Source organism: Chryseobacterium contaminans, from assembly GCF_001684955.1.
In the GTDB taxonomy this organism is placed as follows: domain Bacteria; phylum Bacteroidota; class Bacteroidia; order Flavobacteriales; family Weeksellaceae; genus Chryseobacterium; species Chryseobacterium contaminans.
This window is the reverse complement of the sequence record NZ_MAYF01000304.1, coordinates 1-25430: the sequence shown is the minus strand read 5'-3', so window position 1 is coordinate 25430 and position 25430 is coordinate 1. Positions and strand designations below refer to the sequence as shown.

General features: G+C 36.1%; 20 protein-coding genes. 10 read left to right on the top strand and 10 right to left on the bottom strand.

The window, feature by feature from the left end:
• Positions 1-281 precede the first annotated feature (281 nt).
• From BBH99_RS14900 to BBH99_RS14890, 3 genes are all read right to left on the bottom strand, one after another.
• Complete coding sequence (locus BBH99_RS14900; protein WP_066697365.1) at positions 282-887, bottom strand: hypothetical protein; 606 nt, start codon at positions 885-887, stop codon at positions 282-284.
• Positions 888-951: 64 nt separating this feature from the next.
• Positions 952-1533, bottom strand: coding sequence for a peptide deformylase (def, locus tag BBH99_RS14895; RefSeq protein WP_066697362.1), 582 nt, complete (start codon positions 1531-1533; stop codon positions 952-954).
• A 56-nt stretch (positions 1534-1589) separates the two neighbouring features.
• Entirely contained in the window at positions 1590-2156 is a 567-nt protein-coding gene (locus tag BBH99_RS14890) for a Crp/Fnr family transcriptional regulator (RefSeq protein WP_066697359.1), read from the bottom strand.
• 225 nt (positions 2157-2381) lie between these two features.
• Here BBH99_RS14890 and BBH99_RS14885 point away from each other — a divergent pair, with 225 nt between their 5' ends.
• Positions 2382-4916 (top strand): phosphoenolpyruvate carboxylase, encoded by a 2535-nt coding sequence (locus tag BBH99_RS14885; RefSeq protein ID WP_066697356.1) that lies wholly within the window; start codon positions 2382-2384, stop codon positions 4914-4916.
• A 67-nt stretch (positions 4917-4983) separates the two neighbouring features.
• Here the strand turns inward: BBH99_RS14885 and BBH99_RS14880 are convergent, their stop codons facing one another.
• Positions 4984-6588 (bottom strand): S8 family peptidase, encoded by a 1605-nt coding sequence (locus tag BBH99_RS14880; protein WP_066697353.1) that lies wholly within the window; start codon positions 6586-6588, stop codon positions 4984-4986.
• 87 nt (positions 6589-6675) lie between these two features.
• Here BBH99_RS14880 and BBH99_RS14875 point away from each other — a divergent pair, with 87 nt between their 5' ends.
• Genes BBH99_RS14875 through BBH99_RS14855 form a run of 5 tightly spaced genes read left to right on the top strand, consistent with a single transcriptional unit; the run spans position 6676 to position 10484 of the window.
• A complete protein-coding gene (locus tag BBH99_RS14875) occupies positions 6676-7800 on the top strand; it encodes a DegT/DnrJ/EryC1/StrS family aminotransferase (protein WP_066697350.1) in 1125 nt (374 codons plus the stop codon).
• The gene (locus tag BBH99_RS21925; protein WP_073300048.1) at positions 7800-8210 is read left to right on the top strand and encodes a hypothetical protein; all 411 of its coding nucleotides are present in this window, start codon (positions 7800-7802) and stop codon (positions 8208-8210) included. Before BBH99_RS14875 ends, BBH99_RS21925 begins: the two co-directional genes overlap by 1 nt.
• A 3-nt stretch (positions 8211-8213) precedes the next feature.
• Positions 8214-9233 (top strand): UDP-glucose 4-epimerase GalE, encoded by a 1020-nt coding sequence (gene galE, locus BBH99_RS14865; protein ID WP_066697344.1) that lies wholly within the window; start codon positions 8214-8216, stop codon positions 9231-9233.
• Between the two features lie 20 nt (positions 9234-9253).
• Positions 9254-10018: a methyltransferase domain-containing protein gene (locus tag BBH99_RS14860; protein ID WP_066697341.1), complete on the top strand. Its 765-nt coding sequence runs from the start codon at positions 9254-9256 to the stop codon at positions 10016-10018.
• A 13-nt stretch (positions 10019-10031) separates the two neighbouring features.
• Entirely contained in the window at positions 10032-10484 is a 453-nt protein-coding gene (locus BBH99_RS14855; RefSeq protein ID WP_066697339.1) for an adenylyltransferase/cytidyltransferase family protein, read from the top strand.
• Between the two features lie 44 nt (positions 10485-10528).
• On the opposite strand, the gene BBH99_RS14850 is transcribed toward BBH99_RS14855, so the two are convergent.
• From BBH99_RS14850 to pnuC, 5 genes are all read right to left on the bottom strand, one after another.
• On the bottom strand, positions 10529-13132 hold the full coding sequence (locus tag BBH99_RS14850) for a TonB-dependent receptor (RefSeq protein ID WP_066697337.1): 2604 nt from the start codon (positions 13130-13132) through the stop codon (positions 10529-10531).
• 133 nt (positions 13133-13265) lie between these two features.
• On the bottom strand, positions 13266-14291 hold the full coding sequence (gene mltG / locus BBH99_RS14845) for an endolytic transglycosylase MltG (RefSeq protein ID WP_066697335.1): 1026 nt from the start codon (positions 14289-14291) through the stop codon (positions 13266-13268).
• Between the two features lie 32 nt (positions 14292-14323).
• Positions 14324-15091 (bottom strand): diaminopimelate epimerase, encoded by a 768-nt coding sequence (gene dapF / locus BBH99_RS14840; protein WP_066697332.1) that lies wholly within the window; start codon positions 15089-15091, stop codon positions 14324-14326.
• Positions 15092-15195: 104 nt separating this feature from the next.
• Positions 15196-15858, bottom strand: a complete 663-nt coding sequence (locus tag BBH99_RS14835; RefSeq protein ID WP_066697329.1) for a hypothetical protein — start codon at positions 15856-15858, stop codon at positions 15196-15198.
• A gap of 4 nt (positions 15859-15862) precedes the next feature.
• Positions 15863-16534 carry a nicotinamide riboside transporter PnuC gene (gene pnuC / locus BBH99_RS14830; RefSeq protein WP_066697327.1) on the bottom strand — a complete coding sequence of 224 codons (672 nt, stop codon included), beginning with the start codon at positions 16532-16534 and terminating at the stop codon, positions 15863-15865.
• A gap of 166 nt (positions 16535-16700) precedes the next feature.
• Between pnuC and BBH99_RS14825 the strand changes: the two genes are divergently transcribed.
• The 3 genes from BBH99_RS14825 to hemN all read left to right on the top strand — a co-directional run bounded on the left by BBH99_RS14825 (position 16701) and on the right by hemN (position 20892).
• Positions 16701-18218: an amino acid permease gene (locus BBH99_RS14825; protein ID WP_066697326.1), complete on the top strand. Its 1518-nt coding sequence runs from the start codon at positions 16701-16703 to the stop codon at positions 18216-18218.
• Positions 18219-18269: 51 nt separating this feature from the next.
• Positions 18270-19280 carry a WD40/YVTN/BNR-like repeat-containing protein gene (locus tag BBH99_RS14820; RefSeq protein ID WP_066697316.1) on the top strand — a complete coding sequence of 337 codons (1011 nt, stop codon included), beginning with the start codon at positions 18270-18272 and terminating at the stop codon, positions 19278-19280.
• A gap of 253 nt (positions 19281-19533) precedes the next feature.
• Positions 19534-20892: an oxygen-independent coproporphyrinogen III oxidase gene (gene hemN, locus BBH99_RS14815; RefSeq protein WP_066697314.1), complete on the top strand. Its 1359-nt coding sequence runs from the start codon at positions 19534-19536 to the stop codon at positions 20890-20892.
• 52 nt (positions 20893-20944) lie between these two features.
• Here the strand turns inward: hemN and BBH99_RS14810 are convergent, their stop codons facing one another.
• Positions 20945-22315, bottom strand: coding sequence for a PQQ-dependent sugar dehydrogenase (locus BBH99_RS14810; RefSeq protein WP_066697312.1), 1371 nt, complete (start codon positions 22313-22315; stop codon positions 20945-20947).
• Positions 22316-22531: 216 nt separating this feature from the next.
• On the opposite strand from BBH99_RS14810, the gene secD reads away from it, so the two are divergent.
• Entirely contained in the window at positions 22532-25426 is a 2895-nt protein-coding gene (gene secD, locus BBH99_RS14805; protein ID WP_066697310.1) for a protein translocase subunit SecD, read from the top strand.
• The last annotated feature ends 4 nt before the right edge of the window (positions 25427-25430 follow it).

The following is a 25430-nucleotide window of genomic DNA, read 5'->3' as shown; positions in this document are numbered from 1 at the left end:
AATTAAGCATTGTCTTAAATTTATTTTACCCAAATTTACGGAATGAAAAAGGAAAATTAAGTTAATGAAAGTTTAAAATTGCTATCACTGAATTTCATGAAAGCTATTAAAAATATGAAATAACGGCAAAAGATATGTTGAGTATTTCCTATGGGGGTCCAACATATTCAGAAATATTGTAAGAAGTTTTGTTCCTTAGTTTCTTTTTACAAGCTAAAAAATACCAGTCTTTTGCAGCTTAAAATGTGATGTGAGATGCTGATGTCTTTGTGCTTAACAGGTTAGAAAGTAGAGCAATCCCCACTTTTTGAATAAATACCATTACTCTTAGCTTCCAGTTTTCCTGTCTTTCTATTGATCTTAATTAGAAAAGATTCCTTAGTTACAGGACAGCCTTTAGATTGTAAAGCATACAAGGAAATAGAATGATCTTCAATTTTATAAGAACCCGTAAAACGATTTTGCGTATCGATAGAGTAGCCATATGTTTTGGCCAGTAAAATAGCTTCAGGAAGATTATCAACCGTTCCTATAAAATCCCTTAATTGCTGTTCATTGGAAAAATAAACAGGTCTTTCACTTTTACATGCGAGAATATAGGAAAAGCAATTATTCCCAATACATTTCTGAAAAAATCCTTTTTCCGGAACCGGCTCATTAATCGTCATAAAAAGGGGAGCCTGACTTTCATATATCACGGCTTTATCAGGATCAGGATCATTGGTCAGTACTCTCCAGTAAGCATATTCTTTACTGGGAATCACGAAAGGATAAAGATATTCAGTAGTATCCAGAATATCCGGAATCTTTTTATAATCATCCGGAACCTTGATCTGTGCAGGAAGCAGACTGGAAAGGATCAGGGAAAGCGTGATGATAATTTTCATAAAGAAAGGTGTTTTCGGGACAAATTTACAAAAATTACTTATGCTTCTTAATGTTCCGGAGATATTATAAAAACTTCATAGGATATCCAGCCTTAATGTTTCCATTGACAATTTTCTTCAGTTTTGATTCTATCATTTTTTTGGTAAGTGGCTTCAAATGATCGATATATAAAACTCCTTGTGTATGGTCATATTCATGTTGAATAATTCTTGCTGTTAATCCTGCAAAGCTTTTAATCTGTTTGATGAAATTCTGATCGAGATATTCAATGGTAATTCCCCAAGGCCTTTCTACCTTTTGAGACAGTCCGGGAATACTCAAGCATCCTTCATAATCTTCCCATCTTTCCTCAGAAGGATCAATGATCTTAGCATTCATAAAAGTTTCTTTAATTCCTTTATCATTCCTTTCAAAATAGAGAAGCTGATCTTCTGTATCAAGATTTTCAAAAGTAATTTGACTGTCAACAATAAATAGTTGTAAGGACTTATTAATTTGGGGAGAAGCAAGGCCGCAACCGTTGGAATTTTCCATGGTTTCCCACATATTGGCAATAAGATCCTGTATTTCCTGGGTGTTTTCGTTAATTGGTATGCATTTTTGTTTTAAAATGCGGTTCCCATAAGCAACAATCGGTAAATTCATTGAAATATTTTCCTGCAAAGTTCAGCAGAAGAGGAGAGATATCCAATGAACCTATGTTAATTAATCTGTCTGCGTATTCTGCTTAAAGCCTGTGGGGTAATTCCGATATAAGAAGCAATATATTTCAGAGGAACACGCCGTATCAATTCTGGCTGCTCAGTAAACAATTTTAAATACCGTTCTTTGGCAGTAAGTTTCAATAAAGAAAGCTCTCTTTTACTTTTAGACAGGAAAAGTTTTTCTGATGCAAAGCGCCCTAAATGATTTCCTACATTTGTTTGACTGTAAATTTTCTGGAGATCATTGTAAGAAATTTGCCATACCACAGTTTCTGTTAATGCCTGCATCTCATATTCAGAAGGGGTTTGGGTAAGAAAAGAATCGTAAGCACAGGTAAATTCCTTTTCAAAACTAAAACTGAAGGTGTAGCCGTATTCATCATCAGGAATATAAAACCTTACCAGTCCGGATTCGATAAAAGATAGAAAATTTTCGGTATCGCCCTGTTGGGTAATGATTTCGTTTTTAGCATACACTTTTTTTCGGAAATATCCGGCGATAAACTCCCACTCAGATTCCTGCAGCTTGACAATTTGTTCGTAATATTCTCTGATGTAGCCCATATTTGAAAATTTAATGTAATCTCTTATTCAAGAGAAACCAAAGAACAAAGTTACGAAATGTTTAATTGAGAATGTCAATATGAATGATGTATGAAACGCCTAACTTTTTATGTTAAAAGAGTATGTAATTGACCTCATTATTTTTAATTTTCAGTTTACAATAAACTTTTTATTTTTTGTCATTTGTCAACCCAACTAATTCCAAAATCGCTTACATTTGTTACTATGAGACACGACCAACGCGCAGAAAAATTCAGGCAGATCGTGGAGAATAAATTCCAGATCTATAATTCATTATTTATGAGCCTGCCCTATGATAAAATGACGAATATCGGAATGCTGCTGCCATTTCTTTATGAGGAAAGCAGAACCGGTTATGAAGCAGGAAAAACACCTGAAAATATCGTCGAAGAATTTTTTAAGAATCATACCGATCTTCAGACTGAAGAGCAGAAACTTGAACTGCTTTTCAAGATCATTCAATATATAGAAAGACAGGTGGTTTTATTCGACAGTATTGAAGATGCTGCATTTCCGAACCTGCATTCCGAAAGTGATGCCGGAACCGTCACCAATCTTTTTGAACGTTCTTTTCAGGATCATAAAATTGAAAAAGTAAGGGAAAAACTAAAAGACTTCAGTGTGAAAGTAGTATTTACCGCACACCCAACTCAGTTTTATCCAAGTTCGGTACAGAGAATTATTCAGGATCTGAGAGGAGCTATTACCAGTGATTCCGTTACGCAGATCGATATGCTTTTGCAGCAACTGGGAAAGACCCCTTTTGTTAATAAAGAAAAACCAACTCCTATTGATGAGGCGTTGAGTATTATTTCCTATCTGAGATATGTGTATTACGATACCATTGGTGAGTTGTTTACCAAGATTAAAAAGACTTTTGGAAACGGACATTTCCATCTGCACGAAGATATTATCCAGCTTGGATTCTGGCCTGGAGGGGACCGTGACGGCAACCCTTTTGTAACAGCTGAGGTCACCAAAAGAGTAGCAGAAGAACTTCGTTCAGCCATTCTGAAATCTTATTACAGCCATTTAAAATTCATCAGAAGAAGATTAAGTTTCAGGGGCGTTTCTGAGGTGCTGACAGCCTTGAGTGATGAATTATACGCTGCTATTTTCGATGGTAAAGCTATTACAGCAGAAGCAATTTTAAAGAAAACAGATGAAGCTGAAAAAATATTAATTCATGAGCATAACTCCTTATTTTTAGATCTTTTGGAGAATTTCAGGGATCGTGTAAAAATCTTCGGGACTCATTTTGCAACGCTGGATATCCGTCAGGATAGCAGGATTCACCAGAAAGTTATTGATGAGGTTTTTGCAAAAGTTTATGGTGATGTAGAAGCAGATCATGAACAGAAATTCAATAAGCTGATTCAGGTTTCAAGTCCTGTAAATGCGAATGATTTTGAAGATATTGTAAAAGACACATTATTAACGGTATCCCAGGTTTCAGAAATTCAGAATTTAAATGGATCAAGAGGAATGAACCGTTATATTATTTCCAATTCTGATGCGGTGAAAGATGTAATGAATGTTTATGCCTTCTTCAAAGTCTGTGGATATCAGGATGAAGACATTAATATGGATATTGTCCCTCTTTTTGAAACCATGGAAGGGCTTAATAATGCTGAGCATGTGATGAATGAGCTGTATCAGAACCCTGTTTATAAAAAGCATCTTGAAAGAAGAGGAAACCAACAGACTATTATGCTAGGTTTCTCTGATGGAACCAAGGATGGTGGTTATTTAAAAGCAAACTGGGAAATTTATAAGGCTAAAGAAGTTCTTACAAAACTTTCAGAACAGAATAATATCAAAGTTGTGTTCTTTGATGGCAGAGGCGGGCCTCCTGCAAGAGGTGGCGGAAAAACCCACGATTTCTATGCTTCGCAGGGAAAAACAATTGCCAATAATAAAATTGAGCTTACTATCCAGGGACAGACCATTACCAGTATTTTCGGAAATAAAGAACAGGCTAAATACAATTTTGAACAGCTTTTAACAGCCGGAGTAGAAAATGATGTATTCAAAAACGCTAAAAAAGAGCTTACGGAAAAAGAAAGAGCTCTGATCATTGAACTGGCGGATATCAGTTATCAGAAATACTCAGACCTGAAGGCACATCCAATGTTTGTACCTTATCTGCAGGAAATGAGTACGCTGGAATATTACGGAAAGACCAATATTGGAAGCCGCCCGTCTAAAAGAGGTAACGGAAGTGAGCTGAAGTTTGAAGATTTAAGAGCCATTCCATTTGTAGGGTCCTGGTCTCAACTGAAGCAGAATGTTCCCGGATTTTTCGGTTTTGGATATGCGATGCAGCAGATGAAGGAGCAGGAAAGGTTTGAAGAAGTCAGAGAGTTGTATAAAGGATCAGACTTCTTTAAAACGCTGGTATTGAACTCTATGATGAGTATGAACAAGTCTTACTTTCCACTGACTTATTATATTAAAAATAATCCTAAGTTTGGAGCCTTCTGGAATATCCTTTTCCATGAATATGAACTTTCAAGAGACATTATGCTGGAACTTACCGGTTTCAAAATGCTTCAGGAAGAAGATCCGCTCTCCAGAAAATCAGTAAAGATCCGTGAAAAGATTGTTCTTCCATTGTTAAGTATTCAGCAGTATGCATTGATGAAAATTCAGAAAGGAGAAGGGAATAAAGAAGCCTATGAAAAACTGGTGACAAGATCCTTATTTGGAAATATTAACGCGAGCAGAAACTCAGCCTAAAACAATAAAAAATAATAATTTAAATAAATCGGCAGCCTCAGATGAGGCTGCCGATTTATTTATTTATTTATTCTTTAATGAACTTTTCATAGTAAATCTTATCTTTTGAGGTTACTTTAAGATAATAAATTCCTTTTGCAAAATCATCAACCTTTACAGACTTCTGCTTATCCGCCTTTCTTATCAGTCTTCCCAGATTATCATAAATTTCCAGTGTGTTAATCTCATTTTCTGAAGCAATATTCAGGATGTTTTTAACAGGGTTGGGGAACAGTGCAAATTTCTCTTTTTTAACAATTTCAGAAGTATTGAGTACACTGTTGTATAAGCTTCCGAAATTAAGGATACCATATCCCATCTGATCCGTGTGGTTAGGATAAAGGGAAGCTGTTTGTCTTAATTTTGTTTTGAGCTGATCCCTGTTCATGGAAGGAAAAGCCTGAATAAGGCAGGCAACACCGCCAGCTGCAATAGGCGTTGCAAGTGAGGTTCCGTTAGTAGAATAAGTTGTATTTCCCAAAACTGTTGCTGTAGCAGTTCCCCTTGTGCTTCCATCTGGTTTAATAATTCCAAGTGAATTAGGGCCGTAGGATGAAAAAGCAGACGAATTACCTGAAGAATCTACCCCACCAATCGTAAACACTTTGGCATTATCTGCCGGGGTAAGCAGGTAATGCCATGAACTATTTCCGGAATTACCTGCTGCGGCAAGCACAAAAATTCCTTTTTCTGCAGCAATTCCTGCCCCTCTTGCAATGAAAGAAGTACTTCCGTTCATATCAGCATAGGTATAGCTGTATTGTGGATTATCAAAAACATTATATCCAAGCGATGTGGTAATGATGTCTACACCTTTTCTGTCTGCTTCTTCCGCTGCTTCAATCCAATAGAGCTGCTCTTCCGGAATTTCAGCGGTTGTGTTTTCACTGCGGTACAGATAGAAATCAGCATCTGGGGCTGAACCCACAAATACATTTTCCAGATAGCCTCCCATAACACCTAATACGGTTGTACCATGTATGTTCAGGGAAGGATTGTAAATGTCGGTGGATTTGCTAACAAAGTCATAGCCACCTTTTATTTTGTTATTGTTTCTTAATCTTAGAAAAGCATCTCCGGTATTTACAGTAGGAAAGCCTGTGTCAATAACTGCGATAGAAACTCCGGTTCCTGTATAGCCAGCCAGGTGAAGAGGTCTTATATTACTCTGATCTATCTGGGCTGTACCAGAGCCATATTCAAAAGTGGTAAGGACTTTTTGTGTACTTGTTGGTATTTTCCATTTATTAACAGGTGCTGGCTGTATGGTCGGGGTTCCGTTGCGTGCAAAGCTTTCCACAGAAAAAACAAAAGATTGTGTTTGTAAAAGAGTAATTTGATCAGGTGTTGCATTCACTGCAGCACCATTAAGCCATTTGGAATAATCGGTAACGGTAAATCCCAGATTTTGAAGGTTTTGTATATAAGACTGCTCTATAGGAGCATCCTGATCATTAAGTGGTATGCCTAATGTAGTTCGTCTGTCAAGTGATTTTTGGCTAAGCTCAGAAAGAGGATTGGCAAAAAATGCGGCTTTGTTGGGTTTATCCTTAAAAAACACAAAAACGAGCTGAGTTTGTGCCGAGGTGCAGGAGTAACCCGCTAGGAAACAAAACAGTAAAATTTTTTTCATATAAATTTTTGTATAAAGATAAAAACAAAATCAATAAAATTTTTGATAGGATTTTAAAATCCTTATTTTTACAGAAATAATTTATTTATGAAAAAAATTCAGATGGTTGACTTGCAAAGTCAGTATTACAAAATAAAGAATGATGTAGACAATGCAGTTTTAAATGTAATGGATTCCGCGGCTTTTATCAACGGTCCTGAAGTAAAGTCTTTCCAGAATGAATTGGAGTCTTATTTAGACGTAAAACATGTTATTCCATGTGCTAATGGAACTGATGCATTACAGATTGCTCTTATGGCGCTGGATCTGAAGGAGGGAGACGAAATTATCACTGCAGATTTTACTTTTGCTGCAACAGTGGAAGTGATTCATCTGCTTAAATTAAAATCTGTTTTAGTAGATGTTGACTATGATACATTTACGATTTCAACAGAGGCTCTTAAAAAGGCAATTACACCAAAAACAAAGGCGATTATTCCTGTGCATTTATTCGGACAGTGTGCGAATATGGAAGAGATCCTGAAAATTGCTGAAGAGCACAATTTATACGTAATTGAAGACAATGCACAAGCGATTGGTGCAGAATATACATTCTCTGACGGGACCTCAAAATTTGCCGGAACAATGGCAACTGTAGGTACTACTTCTTTCTTCCCTTCCAAAAATCTTGGATGTTACGGAGACGGAGGTGCTATTTTTACCAATAATGATGACCTGGCACACCGTTTAAGAGGAATTGTAAATCATGGAATGTATGAAAGATATTACCATGATGAGGTGGGAGTAAATTCCCGTCTGGATAGCATTCAGGCAGCAGTTTTAAGAAAGAAATTGCCACATCTGGACTCATACAACGAAGCAAGAAGAAAAGCCGCTGATTATTATGACGAGGCATTTGCAGGTCATGAAAATATTTTAACTCCAAAAAGATCAGAAACTTCTACCCACGTATTCCACCAATATACTTTAAGAATCCTGAACGGAAAACGTAATGAACTTCAGAAATTCCTTACAGAAAAGGAAATTCCTGCAATGATCTATTATCCGGTAGCATTAAGAAAGCAAAAAGCATATTTCCAGGAAAGCAACGCAGCTGATTTTGTGAATACAGATAAGCTTTTGGATCAGGTAATTTCTTTACCGATGCATACAGAATTAGACGAAGAACAGTTGAAGTATATTACGGATGCTGTGCTTGAGTTTATGGGGTAATGAAAAGAAAGATATTTAAATATAGGCTGGTTTATTACTTAGCTGTAATAACCGGTCTATTGTTTCTTATAATATCAGCATTTTCAGTTTTAGAATTATTTAATAATTTCAGCATATTTAGAACATTATTTATTGTTACTTCGCTTGTTATTAATTCATTTACATTTATTAATTTGATCGAAAAGTATGATAAAGCTGTTTTGTTTTTAAATCTTAGTCTGTTATTAAGCATAATCATTTTAGGATATCCTTTATTATTAGGCTTTTTAAACGGGTATGATGTTCTCAGACAGTTTAGCTTAAAATTTTTAATTTTATTCATATTAATTTTAATTGTTGTAAATGTATTTAAAGTGAAAGAGTATAAAGAAATTAATGAGATAGAAAATATAGGAAAACACGAAGATTAAAAAATGGCAATACTTGTTACAGGAGGACTTGGATATATTGGTTCTCACACGGTTGTAGAACTACTCAATAATGACTTTGAAGTTGTTATTGTAGACGATCTGTCCAATTCGGAGAGGTTTATTTTAAATAATATTGAGGAAATTACAGGTAAAAAGCCGGTTTTTTATCCTTTTGATCTGAAGCGTAAAGAACTTCTTAACCAGGTTTTTGATGCCCATCAGATTGATGGCTGTATTAATTTTGCGGCTTTTAAGGCAGTAGGAGAGAGTCAGGTAAAACCTATAGATTATTATGAAAATAATATGTTTTCTCTTATTAATATTCTGCAGGAGTTTAAAGAAAGAGGAATCTCAAACTTTATTTTCAGTTCATCATGTACTGTTTACGGACAAGCTGATGTAATGCCTATTGATGAAAATACACCATTAAAAATGCCTGAAAGCGTTTATGGGAAAACCAAACAAATGGGAGAGGAGATTCTGATTGATTTTGCTAAGGCATATAACCGTAAAATATCATTATTAAGATATTTTAATCCGATTGGAGCGCATCCGTCTGCAAAGCTTGGAGAGCTGCCTATAGGCATTCCTAATAATCTTGTTCCTTATGTAATGCAGACTGCTGCAGGAATTCGGGAGAAGCTGAGCATTTGGGGTAACGATTATCCTACAGAAGACGGAACAGCAGTTCGTGATTATATTTATGTTGTTGACCTGGCTAAAGCACACGTTGCAGCATTGAAAAAACTGATGGGAGACCAATCCGGAGAAACAGTAATTGATACCTATAACCTGGGAACAGGAAAGGGATCTTCTGTTCTGGAAGTGGTGAAAGCATTTGAAAAAGCCAATAATGTAGAGGTTTCTTATCAGATCTGTGACAGAAGAGAAGGAGATATCACGATTGCATATGCTGATCCTTCAAAAGCAGAAAGAGAACTCGGCTGGAAGTCTGAAACCTCCCTTGAAGAGTCTTTAAAGACCGTTTGGGAATGGCAGAAATATATCAATTCGAGAAACTAAACTCATAAAATACAATCACCATGGCCTGGAATCCTGAAGTATATGACCAGTTTAAAGAAGAACGCTCAGCGCCTTTTTTTGATTTGTTAAAACTTGTAGAATCAAGAACGGGAATATCCGTTATAGATCTGGGATGTGGAACGGGAGAACTTACCTCAAAACTGCTGGATTATTTAGAAGATTCAAAGGTTTTAGGAATTGATTCTTCTGAAGAAATGCTTGAAAAAGCAGCTCAGTTCAAAACAAGCCGGTTGACTTTTGAAAAAAGAAGCATTGAAGAGCAGCTTCATTTGGGAGATACTTATGACCTGATTATTTCCAATGCAGCAATCCAATGGTGCAGTAATCATAAAGAGCTTTTTCCAAGGATCATCAGTAAAATTAAAAAAGGCGGGCAATTGGCAGTACAAATTCCCTCCAATCACGAATATGTGGTGCACCAGCTTCTCAGAAAAATTGCAGATACAGAACCTTATAAGAATGCTTATAATGGATGGGCCAGAGAGTATACCGTTTTAACAATTGAAGACTATGCCCGGATATTATTTGAAAATAAAGGAATAGAAATTACCGTATATGAGAAAGTTTTCCCTCATGTTCTTGAAGATGCCAGTGCAGTATTTGTCTGGGCTTCCGGAACAGCTATGCTTCCTTATATAGAAATGCTTCCTGATGAAATGAAAGAAAAATTTAAAAACGATTATAAACAACAATTACAAAACATCTTTCCTGAATCACCGGTCTTTTATCCATTTAAAAGAACATTTATTTCAGCGAAATTTTAATTTTAACATTAATATGAAGACACAAAGAATAGGTATTACATTTTCCTCATTTGACTTATTACACGCAGGGCACATCAAAATGCTTGAAGAAGCTAAAACCGTATGTGATTATCTGATTGTTGGGCTACAGATTGATCCATCGCATGACCGTCCTAACAAAAACAGGCCAAGCCAAACCATTGTAGAACGTTATATTCAATTAAAAGCAGTGAATGCTGTGGATGAAATTGTTCCTTACTATACAGAAGAAGATTTACTGGATATTTTAAAATCCTTTGTTATTGATGTAAGAATCATTGGTGACGATTATATGGATAAAGATTTTACAGGAAAAAAATACTGTGAGGAAAAAGGAATTGAGATCTTTTATAACAAAAGAGATCACAGGTTTTCCACCAGCGATTTAAGAAAAAGAATCTACGAAGCTGAAAAAGAAAAAGTAGAAAGAGCAGAATCAGTAAAATAAAAATAACAAAACCCCGAAATTTAAATTTCGGGGTTTTTATTATATTACATCGGACCTTGCTGGTCGTCACCGGTTGTATTAGAATTAATATCTTTTTTCCTTTTAGGTTGTTCTATTTTCTCACCCTGTTTGAATCTGTAGGTTAAAGAGATAGAAAACTGTCTTGGCTGCCATTGCATATAGCTGCTGCGGGTATTGTCGTTGCTGTAACTAATGCTTTCCATAGCTCTTGTGTTGAAGATATCCTGAATGTTGAACGCAATGGTTCCGTCTCCTTTCCAGATTGTTTTAGATGCCCCAAAGTTTATAGCATACATGTCTTTTCTATCCTGACTTACTGTTTTTTGACCTCCTCTGTAGAATCCTTGTAATTGTACACTCAATGTCTTGTCAAGCCTGAACGTTGTATTAAGACGTAATCTGGTTGAAAAGCCACTTCCTGTAAAGTTTAATGTTCTTGTCTGGTTCAATCCATCTTTATCTATGGTTGCATAAGAAGTGATTCCGGTTGTTTTGTATCTGAAGATATCTGCACTACCCATAATTTTGAACCATGCAAAAGGATCATAAGTGAAGTTCAGATCCAAACCAAAACGGTCATCATTACCTAAATTATCAGGCTTGGTATAGAAAACAGTCTTTCTTTCATCCGGCCTGTAGACCAGCATTTTAGTGTCATCTGTAGCATGTCTGTAATATAAAGTAGGGTTAATGGTAAACTTCTTCTTTGTAAGATTATAACCTACTTCATAAGAATCTACGTAAGATGGATTTAAATTAATATTTCCCTCAAAAATATTCTGGCTGTTACTATAGTTGGGAAAAGGAACCATAAAGAATGATCTTGGCCTGTCTATCCTGCGGGAATAGTTAACTAAGATCTGATTGTTTTTCGCAATATCATAACTTAAGAACACACTTGGGAATAGATTATTGTAATTTTTGGTCCTATCTAATGGAGGGGCTTTAGGATTCTGGCTGATATAATTAATTTTAACATTAGAGATTTCATCTCTTAATCCTACCTGATAGCCAAAGTTTCCGATCTTACTTTTAAACTGTAAATAGAATGCATTGAACATCTCTTTATAGTCTGTATTGTTATTATAATCCGGGATGAAAGGGTTATCAGATGTACTGCTTACAAAATTATCATAAGTATTATGGTTAACGTCTAATCTGTATCCGGCTTCAAGTTTAGATTGTTCACCTATTGGCAACTCATAATCCGCTTTCCCAATAATAGTCTTGCTTACAGAATGTCTTCTGGTAATATCTTGTACATCAGGACGAAGGTCGTACGTTTCAAGGATATCAGCATTGTTGTTGCTTCTGTTTCTTTGTAAGCTTAATGATAAAGATAAGTTCTGTCCTTTATCATCAAATTTATGATCCAATCCTACATCTCCCTGGAATGCAAGATTATTGAATACACTTTTCGAATCTCTAAGCCCATAAGGATTTAGTAAGCTCCATTTTCCTGCTGTAGTACTTAGATCTGACGAATCTCTGAAAAACCTGTATAAGGTATCATAGGTATTAACAAGTTCATTCCCGTCTCCTTCAAAGGTTCTTACCAATCCGGTTAGGTTAATGGATGTTTTCTCCGAAAGATCATAAACAAAACCTGCACTTACATTATAGTTTTTATTATAAGTTTTGTTGACAGAGTTTTGAAGTTGATGTACAGGCACATCATTAGGTATTACATTAGAAGATATTTCGGGAAATTCAATATTATGGTAGGTCGTTTCCGAGTTGTTTTTTGTTCTGTTTTCTGTGTAACCGCCGCCACCGTTTACAAACCATGTCCAGTTGTTTTTTCTCCAGCTTAAATTGGCATTAAGAGAAGTTTTTGGATAATATCCTAAAGTTCCAACTACGCTCCCGTTAAATCCTACTTTTTTGCTCTTTTTAAGGATAATATTTAAAATACCGGAAGTTCCGCTTGCTTCAAATTTTGAAGAAGGATTGGTGATAACTTCAATTCTTTCGATCTGGTCCGCAGGAATACTTTGCAAAGCATTAGCACCATCATCAATCCCCAGTAGGGAAGAGGGCTTACCGTTAATCAGAAATTTTACATTAGAGCTTCCTCTCATAGAAACAGTTCCGTCTGTATCTACAGTAACTGAAGGAACGTTGGTTAAAACATCCTGAAGACTTCCCCCTTTGCTCACAATATCCTGAGATGGGTCGTAGGTCTTTTTATCCAGTTCTACTTTATAAGGTTTTGCAGCAGAAGCAGTGATAACAACACCTTGTAGTTCTTGTGTTTTTCCATCTAATGTAGAGGCTGCTTCAGCTTCAATGGATAATGCTCCAATATTTCCGGCTCCGGTAATATTTTTGTTGATGACACTTTTCTTGTAATCAATAGCTTCTACAGTGATATCATAGCTTCCGGGAGTAAGTTGTAACTTATACTGACCCTTTTCATCCGTCAAAACAGCATCGCTTAATGATTTATTGGCTTTGTTGCTAAAGGTTACTGAGGCATAAGGTACAGGCTGGTTCTTCTTGTTGACAATGATTCCTGAAACATCAGCTTTCTCCTGGGCAAAAGCCATAGCCGCCGCCGAAAGTACTAACGTAAGTCCTAGTGTTTTTCTGGTGAAAATATTGACAATTTCTGTCTTATTCTTCATAGGTTATTTTTTTGTATAAAATCGTGAAAGGATAACCCCTAACATTTTGAAATTCAACATTTACTTGATTATCAAAATATTATGATTTAATTATTGTTTTTTAATCTATAAAATTCTGGTGTCCGCTAAAAGCTTATTTTATATTTTTAGAGTTAAGCCAGTCCTGATAAGCTTTTGCATTTACAGCATGTTCTTCCGCACTTGCCGTAAACTTATGATATCCAAATCTTGCAGGATCAGCACACATAAATATATAATTATTGTTTTCTGCATTTAACACAGCATCCACAGAGTTCTTATCCACTACACAAATTGGTCCCGGAGGAATTCCCGCATTGGCGTAGGTATTGTATGGGGATGGAGTAGAAAGATGCTTATATAAAACCCTTTTGATGGGTTCTTTAAAATTTGTCTGCTTATTAATTGCATAGATTACGGTAGGATCAGACTGAAGTTTCATTCCTTTTCTGTAGCGGTTTAAATATAAACCGGCAATCGTTTTCATTTCATCTTTCTTTCCTCCCGATTCTTTGTATACAATAGAGGCAAGAGCATAAATCTGTTCTCTTGAAAGCCCCGATTGCTGCTCTTTATTTTTTCTTTCACTCGTCCAGAACTCATTGTACTGATCTTCAAATTTTGCAAAAAACTCCTTTGGGCTTACTGTCCAGAAAAAATTATAAGTATCAATGAAAAAATATTTCTTTAAATCTTCAATGTCTTTATATCCTTTTTCCTGTGCCACAACGTTCAGATCATTCACAAAATGAAGAGAGTCCAGTTCTGTTTTTTTGGTAACTTTTCCAATCATCTGGTACATATCTCCAAAATCTCCGATTCTGAATGAATTTGCTGTCTGGTTACCTGCTTTAATCATATTAACAAGGTCTGTATTTCCTTTCCCGCTTTGGATATGATACCGTCCTGCTTTAAAATTGGCAGCAAGACCTTTATCTTTGGCCACCGCTTCAAAAGAAGCACGGTCTTTAATGTATGGAGCAATAGAATCGAGAATCTGATTAAAATTTGCCTTATGAGGGATCAGAACATAACCATCCTTTTCTACGTTGTTTCCAAAATATTTATTATAAAATCTCAATCCAAAAAATCCTGCTACTACAAAAACAAGCAGAATGATAATGAGAATCGCTTTTTTCATTCCTAATAGTATTGATTAAAAGTTTCTGATTTTTAAAGAATATCTACTTTGCCTTTAAAAACTTGCTTTGCAGGACCTTCCAGCCAAATGTTACGGAAAGAATCGCCGCTTTTTTCAGCATATACCTTAAGATTCCCTCCTAAAGTTTTAACTTTTACGGAAGTTAGATTGTCTTTTTGCAAAAAAGTTAAAGCAGAAGCTGTAACTCCTGTTCCGCAGCTGTAAGTTTCGTCCTCAACGCCTCGTTCATAGGTTCTTACAAAAATTTCATTGTCTGAAATTTTTTCTACAAAGTTGACATTAATCCCTTTTTCTTTATAATTTTCCGAATTTCTGATCCCATTTCCTTCTGCAAAAACATTATAATTCACTAATTCTTCAACATATTTTACATAATGTGGAGAACCGGTATCCATCACATGGTCTTTTCCATCGTTGGAAATGATGTTTACATCAGACATTTTTAATTTTACAATTCCATTGTGAATTTCGGCAATATGTTCTCCATCAATCGCGATGAATTTGCAGGTATCTTCAAAAATGTCAAGAAAAAAAGCGAAAGCAACCGAACAACGGGCTCCATTTCCACAGAAGCTTTTTGACCCGTCGGAGTTATAGTAATCAACTTCAAAGTCATAACCTTCTGCGTTATTTATTTTGATTAATCCATCTGCACCAATTCCGAAACGGCGGTGACAAAGCTTTTGTATATTTTCAATTGAAAGATCATCCCATTCTCCGGAACGATTGTCTATCATTACAAAATCATTTCCTGTTCCCTGATATTTATAAAATTCCATATTGTTTTTTGTCTAAATAAAGAAACAAAATTAGTATATTTAAAATAAAAACGAACAGTGTTAACTGTTCGTTTCCTTATTTATAATCGTTATTTATAATTAGTTTATCTAAAGCCGCCGCTGCTGCTGTTTTGCTGTCTGCTTGAGCTTGAAGCAGAACCTGAGTTTTGGCTGCTGCCTGAACTGTTTCTGAAACCGCCACTGTTAAATCCACTATTGGACGTTTCTGGTCTGCTGCTAGTGCTTCCAGAACTTCTAAAGCCTCCTGAACCAGAGTTGGAACCTCTATTTTCGAAACTATTGCTTTGGTTTCTGAATCCACCACTACTTTGATTTCCCTGGTTGTTCTGATAGCCACTGTTTGAATTTCTGAATCCTCCACTGCTGTTATTATTGGAGTTTCTGTTATAGTTTCCGTTGTTATAACCATTATTGCTGTTATTGCGGAAGCCATTATTAGGTCTTTGTGAAGTAACTGTATTTCTTCTTTCTACATATACTTTTCTTCTGGAGTTGTTATAGGTATCATAATAGTAGGGGATACCATTATCATAGTAGTAATTAATGTTGTTTCTATAATAATAGCCGTCATTACCATAATATCCTCCGCTACCATAATATCCGGAAGGAGCATAGTAATATCCGTTATTATAATATGGATCACCATAGCCATAACCATTACTGCCATAACCGTCTGTATAGGCAAGACAAGAGGTTAAGGTGCTTATAGCAAAGATACTAACTGCTATTTTTAATAAATTTTTCATAACTTTATTGTACTTTTTTTTCTTTAAAACTTTTTTTCCAATTAAGGTATCCTAAGATAGCCATTATAGTAAATACCAAATATTGAACCGAAGTGATGCCAAGACCCTTAAAAATCATCATAGGCATGCAAATAAAATCTCCGATAATCCAGAAAATCCAGTTGTCAATGCGCTGTTTGGCCATAAACCACATTCCTACTAAAAATATTGAAGTGGTGAAAACATCCATCCAATTGGCCCAATCCAAATGATATAATCCGAGGTTGGTGCCTTCCATTGAAAAATGATTGTCAATATAAGGTTTATAATAATAAATAAGAGTAACAAGCCCCAGGCTCAAAATAAAAAGAATGACAGCATAGATCCACTCTTTTTTAGTAGCCCAGGTAACATCTACGTGTATATGATCTTCAGCATTTTTTGCCCATAAAATCCAGCCGTAGACACTCATTATCGTATAGTATACATTGATGAGACAATCTCCCAGTAGCCCGAAGTTGAAAAGAATATATACATAAATCAGGGTTGAAATAATGCCGGTAGGGTACACCCATATATTTTTCTTAATGGAAAAATATACGCTCAAAGTTCCGAAAATTGCACCCGCTGCTTCAAGCATAATTTGCAAAGAATCGTAGCTTTCATAAGGTTTTACAAAAAGATCATATAAATTCATGCGATCAAAAATAAGCAAAAAAAAGGACTTTTTAAAATGGATTATATAATGCGTTGTTTGTGTTTTTAAAAGCTTTAATGTAAAATAAATGACGAAAGTTTAACGATAAACGTGAGAGTTCCTAAATTTTTTATATTTTCGTGAATCCTTAAATAAATAAAAAAACATGTCGAAAATTTGGGTTAAAAAGCCACTAAGTGCCTATGAGGCAGATATGAAGAAAAGTGAGCTGAAGAAAGTCCTTGGAAAATGGAGTTTAACAGCAATAGGAGTAGGTGCTATCATTGGAGGTGGAATCTTTGTTCTTACAGGAACAGGAGCCTATTATCATGCAGGACCAGCACTTGCAATATCTTTTATTATAGCAGGAATTGCCTGCGTTTTTGCAGCATTATGTTATGCGGAGTTCGCCTCCATTATTCCTGTTGAAGGATCTGCTTATGCCTATGCCTATGGAACGGTAGGAGAAATTTTTGCCTGGGCAATGGGTTGGTGTCTCATTTTGGAGTATGCCATGGCCAGTATGGCAGTTTCTGTGAGCTGGTCCGGGTATTTTACCAAATTTTTGAAAATCTTTGGTGTTCATTTACCCGCGTATCTTACTTCTGATCCTGCAAGTTATACAGGAAGCGGTTTTTCAATGAACCTGCCTGCATTTGTTCTTGTTCTTTTAATTACAGCCTTATTGGTAAAAGGAACTAAAGAAGCTGCAGGAGCTAATAACCTGATTGTATTGTTAAAAACTTCAGCGGTTATCTTCGTGGTCATTGCAGGAGCTTATATTATTTTTTCAAATCCTGAACTATACAGCGCTGCGGATGGCGTGAAAAACTGGAATCCTTTTATCCCGGATCAGGTTCCGATCAAAAACTCTGAAGGCGATCTGGTTTCTGCATATGGAATTAAAGGTATTATTTCAGGTGCTGCAGCTATTTTCTTCGCTTATATTGGTTTTGATGCTGTTTCTACCCAGGCAGGGGAAGCCATCAACCCTAAGAAAGATGTACCATTTGCCATCATTGCTTCATTGTTAATCTGTACAGCTTTATATATCTGTGTATCTCTTGTATTAACAGGGATGATGCATTATACAGACTTTAATCCAAACGGGAAATATCCGGATGCTATAAAAGCGCCAGTAGCGTATGCATTTGAAATTGCCGGGAAACACTGGGCAAGTAATATCGTAACCATTGCAGCTACAGTAGGATTAATTTCTGTAGTAATGGTAATGATGATGGGACAATCAAGAATTTTTATCGGAATGGCAAAAGACGGCTTGATTCCTAGATTCTTTGGAGAGCTTCATCCAAAGACAAAAACACCTTATAAAGGAATTATTTTATTGGGAGTTATTGTAGCATTTATTGCTGCATTTACACCAATTTCCACATTGGCAGATATGACGAGCTTCGGGACCCTGTTTGCATTTACACTGGTTTGTATCGCTGTTTGGGTAATGAGAAAAAAAGAACCTAATTTGATAAGACCTTTCAAAGTTCCTGCTTATAAAATAGTAGTAGGACTAGGAGTGATCATCAATTTATATTTGATTTATAACCTGAGCGATCATGCAAAAGAGCTTTCTGCAGGCTGGTTATTATTGGGTGGAATTGTATATTTCCTTTATGGGAAAAGAAACAGTAAACTTAACAACCCTGAGAAATATCAGGATGAAATATAATACAAACCGCTTCGGCGGTTTTTTTGTTGCAAATAACTCATAACAGAATATATGAAAAAGTTTTTGTCCATTGCATTCCTGTCTGTAGGAATAGCTGCATTTTCCCAGCAGGTGGAAAATATCGAGGTAATCCTGAATGATAAAATTAGCATCAGGGCTCTTGAGCTATATGATAACAAAGTCTGGTACAGCGGTTCGGAATCTAAGTTCGGGTTTGTGGATCTTAAGGATAGCAAAAACCAAAAGCAAATTAAACTTTCTGATGACAAGCTTGAATTCAGAACACTGGCGCAGGATAAGAATTCATTTTATGCGATCAATATTGTTAGCCCGGCCCGGTTTTTCAAAATTGACAAAAAAGATTTGAAATCACAGATTGTTTATACAGATTCTGCAAAAACGGCATTCTATGATGCTTTGCATTTTGTGAATGATAAACTGGCATATACTTTCAGTGATGCAGACAGCGACCTGTTATTAAAGTTAGCTGTTTATAAAGATGGCAAATGGGGGATGTTTAAAAATAATGTAAAGCTGAATGAAGGGGAAGCCGCTTTTGCAGCAAGTAATACCAATATTTCTTCCACGAAAAAAAATCTTTGGATTGCTACGGGAGGAAAAGCTTCAAGAATTATAAAGCTGAATCTTAAGAATGAAAAACTGGAAATATTTAACACTCCGTTCATACAAGGGGAATCTTCACAAGGAATGTATTCTATCGATTTTTATGATGATCAATTTGGAATTGCAGTAGGAGGAGACTACACCAAGCAGGATGCTAACGTTAATAATATTGCTACTACTCGTGATGGTGGGAAAACCTGGCAAATTCAGGCTTCAGGACAGAATGCGGGTTATATGACCTGTGTGAAAATTAAGCCAGGTTCAAAAGGGAAGGAGGTGATGGCGGTAGGCGACCAGCACATCAGTTATTCATCAGATTTCGGGAAAACGTGGAAGAAAATTTCAGATGAAAAAGGTTTGTATGTAGGACAATGGATTGATGATAACAGAATAGTCTTTGCAGGAAAAGACAGAATTTTAATTATGAAAATAAAGTAATTATTGAATATCGGATATAAAAAAGGGTAAGGTTAGTTTTTTATTAACTGATATCATAATCCGGATCAAAAAAATAAATGACACTGATAGAATTTATCATTATTCCTCTAATGTGTTTAAATAGGGTATTTAGATTCATTCTAAACTATGACCTAATATAATTCATAAGCTAAAATTCACAACTAATGGTTAATTTTGTAGGATGGAATTTTAATGATGTTAAACTTCCATCTTATAAAACTTTATTTTCAAAATGAATTCTTTAATAGATAAGTATAATATTCCCGGCCCCCGTTACACCTCTTATCCTACGGTTCCTTATTGGGATGAATCTACATTTTCACCGGAAAGTTGGAAGGAGAGCGTAATCAGGTCTTTTCATGAAAGCAATGCAGAGGAGGGAATTTCTATTTATATCCATTTGCCTTTTTGCGAGGCATTGTGTACATTCTGTGCATGCCATAAACGTATTACGAAACAACATAGTGTTGAAATTCCTTACCTTGAAAGTGTTTTAAAGGAATGGAAACTTTATCTGGAGCTTTTTAATGAAAAACCAAAGCTAAAAGAATTACACTTAGGCGGTGGTACTCCAACATTTTTCTCTCCTGAAAACCTGAGAACATTACTGACAGGGATCTTTTCAACAGTAGAAATTGCAGAACACCCTGAATTCTCATTTGAAGGACATCCGAACAACACTACGAAAGAACATCTTCAGACTTTATATGACCTTGGTTTCAGAAGAGTAAGTTTTGGAGTTCAGGATTATGATCCTAAAGTACAAAAAGCCATCAACAGGATTCAGCCTTTTGAGAATGTGAAAAACGTAACCGAATGGGCTAAAGAAATTGGCTACAGAGGGATCAGTCATGACTTGGTTTTCGGACTTCCGCATCAGACCTGGGAAGCAATGGAAAATACCATTAGAAAAACAATGGAGCTGAAACCGGATAGACTGGCATTCTATTCTTATGCACACGTTCCATGGGTAAAAGGAGTAGGCCAGAGAGGTTTTGATGAGAATGACCTTCCAAGCGGAGAAGAAAAACGCCGTTTGTATGAAGACGGTAAAAAATTACTTCAGGATCTGGGATATATTGAGGTAGGAATGGATCATTTCTCTTTGGAACATGATGATTTATACCAATCACTGATCCATAAAAAACTTCACAGAAACTTTATGGGATACACTTCAAGCAATACCCAGCTGATGGTAGGGCTTGGGATGTCTGCTATTTCGGATTCATGGTATGCTTTTGCCCAGAATGTAAAAACGGTGGAAGAGTATCAGACGATGGTAGAAGAAGGTAAAATTCCAGTGGTAAAAGGTCACGTTCTGAATGAAGAAGATCTGATTGTGAGAAGACATATTTTAAATCTGATGTGTCAGCTTGAAACCACTTTTACTACAGACAATTCTTTCCCTGAGCTTGATAACGCATTAGACATGCTGAAAGAAATGGAAAATGACGGTTTGGTGGAAATTTCGGGCAAGGAAATTAAAATTACAGAAGCGGGAAGGGCTTTCACCCGAAATGTAGCAATGGTTTTTGATCTCAGAATGATGAGAAATAAACCGGAAACGAGAATTTTCTCAATGACAATATAAAATAAAAGCGGTTCAGTATTGAGCCGCTTTTTGTTTGGTTAAATTTACTCTTTTACTTGATAACAATTTTCTGACTATAAGATTTAAAGCTCTCTGATTTCAGATTGATAAAATAAACTCCGGAAGTAAGTCCGGAAATATCAATACCCTTTTCATTGGCAATATTATCTGTCTCTAAAACTTTTCGTCCCTCTGCACTGATGATCTCTGCGGTTGTTTTTTTACCTTTGATTCCACTGATAAAAATCTGTTTTGAAGCAGGGTTGGGATAAACTTTTATCGCTTCTGAAAATCCATTTTCATGGATACTTAATGTTCCTGTTGTAATTTTAAAAATTTTTCCACTTTCTACTCCGGCTACATAAAGTTCTTTCTGAGAATCCTGTCCAAAAGAAGAAAAACCATTTCCGCTGTAGGCAGATGTCCATATGATCGAGTTATCAGTATTCAGAATACCTATCTGGTTGGAGCAATAATCTGCAAAAAAATATTTTCCTTGAAGAGATGGATATTGAGAACCTCTGTAAACATAGCCGCCGGTAATGGAGCATTTTCCTCCGGAATGATCGTAGACAGCAATAGGAAATGTCATTGTAGACTGAGCAGGACATCCTGCTGTATTGTAAGCTGTATTTCCTTCATAACAGCGCCATCCATAATTGATTCCGGCTTGAGAGATAGGCATTTTATTGATCTCCTCAATAGCTCCTTGCCCTACATCCGCAATCATGGCACTTCCGGTGGTAAGATCAAATGAAAATTTCCAGGCATTTCGGAGCCCATAGGCCCATATTTCATCGGCTCCATCAACGGCAGTACCTGCAAAAGGATTATCACTAGGAATATTGTAAGGCCCCGTGGCATCTACATCTATTCTAAGCATTTTACCCAGTAGTGAATTTTTATTTTGAGCATTGTTATTGGGATCTCCACCACTACCTCCGTCTCCTGTTACGATCCAGAGTTTTCCATCAGGAGCAAAATGAATGCTTCCTCCGTTGTGATTGGCAAACGGTTTGGGGATATTCAATAGTATTTTTTCAGAATTAGGATCTGCCACATCCGGATTGGTGGGGTTTACACTATATCTTGCTACCACAATATTCCCTGCTGTGTTGTTATAATAAACAAAAAAATACCCATTGGTTGAGTATTGAGGGTGGAATGCGAGTCCTAGAAGACCTCTTTCACCATTAAAAATAATTTTTGAGGAAATATTGAGGAATTGAGTTGGATTAATTGTCCCATTAGGCTGAATTATCTTTATTATACCATTCTGTTGAACGACAAATAACCGGCTGTCGTTGGCGTTTGTAATCTCGACCGGACTGGTTAATCCGGTGGCAAATTCCATCAAATTAATGCTTTGTGCATTAACAATTAAGGAAGAAAAGATACTTAGGGTAAAAAGTAGTTTTTTCATAATATTTTGATAGTTAAGGTGTTGAAATATGAATGAAAATTTTATACCAATTAAATTTTGAAAACTTCACTATGATACCATGAAATAATTGTTAAATCTTAAATAGAACTCAGAATGCTGATATATCTGAAAATAAACCATTTCTGTTGTTAAAAATTCATAAAATACAAGAAAATCATTATATTTGCCGACTTAATTTAACGTAGTTATAACAAAATGCAAGGAAAAGGACTTATTACAATTGTTGCTATTGTCCTGGGGTTGATTTGCTTAAACGAGCTATTACCAACCTGGTACGCCAGCAAAATTGAATCGCAGATCGAAGCTGCGAAAGGAAACGAGAAAGAGATCAAACGAATCAAGGAAGATACTCTTAATCTTGGGTATACGAAGCTTTATTATTCAAAAGCTAAAGACAAGGAAATGAAACTTGGTCTTGACTTAAAAGGAGGGATCAACGTTCTATTGGAAATCAACCAGAGAGATTTGGTAAATGATTTAACCAATTATTCTACAAATCCTGTTCTTATTGAGGCTTTAAACAAGACTGATGAAGCTCAGAAAAACTCAACAAAATCTTACATCGACAATTTCTTTGAACAGTTCGATGCGGTTAACAAAGCGAAAGGTACTAACCTGAAACTTGCTGATCCTGAACTTTTCGGAAACACAAACTTATCTGAAATCAAGTATAATACTACTGATGAGCAGGTAAAGAGTATTGTTAAGAGAAGAATTGATCTTTCTGTAGGAACAGCTTTCGAGGTAATCAGAACGAGAATTGATAAGCTTGGAGCTATTCAGCCAAACGTTCAGAGAGTTCCTGGTACAGCTAGAATTTCTGTAGAGATGCCTGGTATGAAAGACATCGATAAGGTAAAGAAAATGCTTCAGACTTCAGCAAAACTACAGTTCTGGGAAGTACAGCAGGTTCCTGAAATGGCACCTTATTTCCAGACATTAACAACTATGGTTGCTGCAAAAGGAGATTCTATGGGAGTTGCAAAGAATGTGAACTTCATGAACCTTTTACAGCTTGACAAATTAAGAAGTAATGGTGTTGCTAACGTAAAATTATCTGATACTGCTGTTGTCAACAAAATCTTAAACAGCAAAGTAGGAATGGCTTTACGTCCTGCAAACATTAAATATACACAGTTCATGTGGGGTTACAAACCTGAGGCTACAAGTCCAGATGATTTGGTATTGTATGCTATCAGAGGGAACATTAACCAAAAAGCTCCGGTTGACGGTGCTGTAGAAACAGCAAACATCAGCTATGACGAACTTGGAAGAGTAGTGGTAGACATGCAGATGGATTCTAAAGGAGCAAAAGAATGGAAGACTTTAACGGAGAAAAACGTTGGAAAACCTGTAGCGGTAACACTTGACAACAGAGTATACACGGCTCCAAACGTTGTAAATGCAATCCCTAACGGTAGAACTCAGATCTCCGGTAACTTCTCTCAAGAAGAAGCTAAAGAATTGGTTGACGTTTTAGGTGCCGGTAAATTACCTGCAGGTGCAAAAGTAGTTCAGGCTACTCAGGTAGGTCCGTCATTAGGACAGGAATCTATCAACGCAGGTATGATTTCATTTGCTATCGCATTCTTAATTATCATTGTTTATATCATTTTCTATTATGGTGGTGCAGGGGTGTACGCTGTAATTGCGATGGTAATTAACCTTTTCTATATTTTCGGAATTATGGATTCCGGAGACTTCACCCTTACGCTTCCTGGTATCGCCGGTATTGTATTAACGATGGCTATGGCGGTAGATACGAACGTAATTATTTATGAAAGAACGAAAGAAGAATTATTCGCTGGTAAGAGCATCTTAGAAGCTTATAAAGACGGATTCAAACACGCATTAAGTGCGATCATTGACGGTCACTCTACTACGTTATTAACTGCAGTTGTATTGTTCTTCTTCGGAACGGGTCCTATCAAAGGTTTTGCATTGACATTGATGATCGGTATTATCATGACATTGTTCACTTCTGTATTATTATCAAGAGTAATGATCTTCAGCAGGCTGAACAAAGGAAAACACCTTTCTGTATGGACTCCGCCTACAAAGAATTTATTCAGAAATACCTGGATCGACTTCATCGGGAAAAGAAAATATGCTTATATCATCTCTGCTGTATTAACAGTGATCTGCTTAGTATCAATGTTTACTCACGGTTTCAAATATGGTATCGACTTTACTGGAGGTAGAAACTATGTGGTAAGATTTGATAAAGAAGTAAATGCGAATGATGTTGAAGAAAAATTAGTAAAACTATTCAAAACTGAAGACGGTAAAAACTCTTCTGTAGAAGCTAAGACTTTCGGAAACGCTAAGCAGTTAAAGATCTCTACAGATTACCTTATTGAAGATGAATCTTTAAAAGCTGACCAGACTATCGAGCAGAAGTTATACGAAGGATTAAAAGGAGATCTTCCTTCTAACATTACCTTGAATGACTTTAAATCTGCGGACAAAGATCATGCTGGTATCATTTCATCTGAAAAAGTAGGACCTACTGTTGCTGATGATATTCAGACACACGGTATCCTTGCAGTTGTTGCTGCATTGGCAGGTATCTTTATTTATATCTTGTTCAGATTTAGAAAATGGCAGTTCTCTTTAGGTGCTGTTGCAGCCTTATTCCACGATGCGGTTATCATTTTAGGAACGTATTCATTACTTCACAAATATATGCCGTTCAATATGGAGATCAACCAGGATTTCATCGCTGCGATCCTTACGGTATTAGGATACTCAATCAACGATACGGTAATTATCTTCGACAGAATTAGAGAATACCTAAGAGAGAAGAAATCTTTAACATTAGCTGGATTATTTGATGACTCTATTTCCAGCACATTGGGTAGAACATTCAATACTTCATTCACTACGATTTTGGTGATCCTTGCGATCTTTATCTTTGGTGGTGATAACTTAAGAGGATTCATGTTTGCTATGTTAATCGGTATTGGATTCGGTACTTACTCATCAATCTTTATTGCATCGGCAATTGCTTATGACTTCCTTAAAAAAGGAAAAGAAGATGAAGTACACGGAAAAACAACTTCCGATAAAGAAGTACTTGCTTCAAAGTAATACA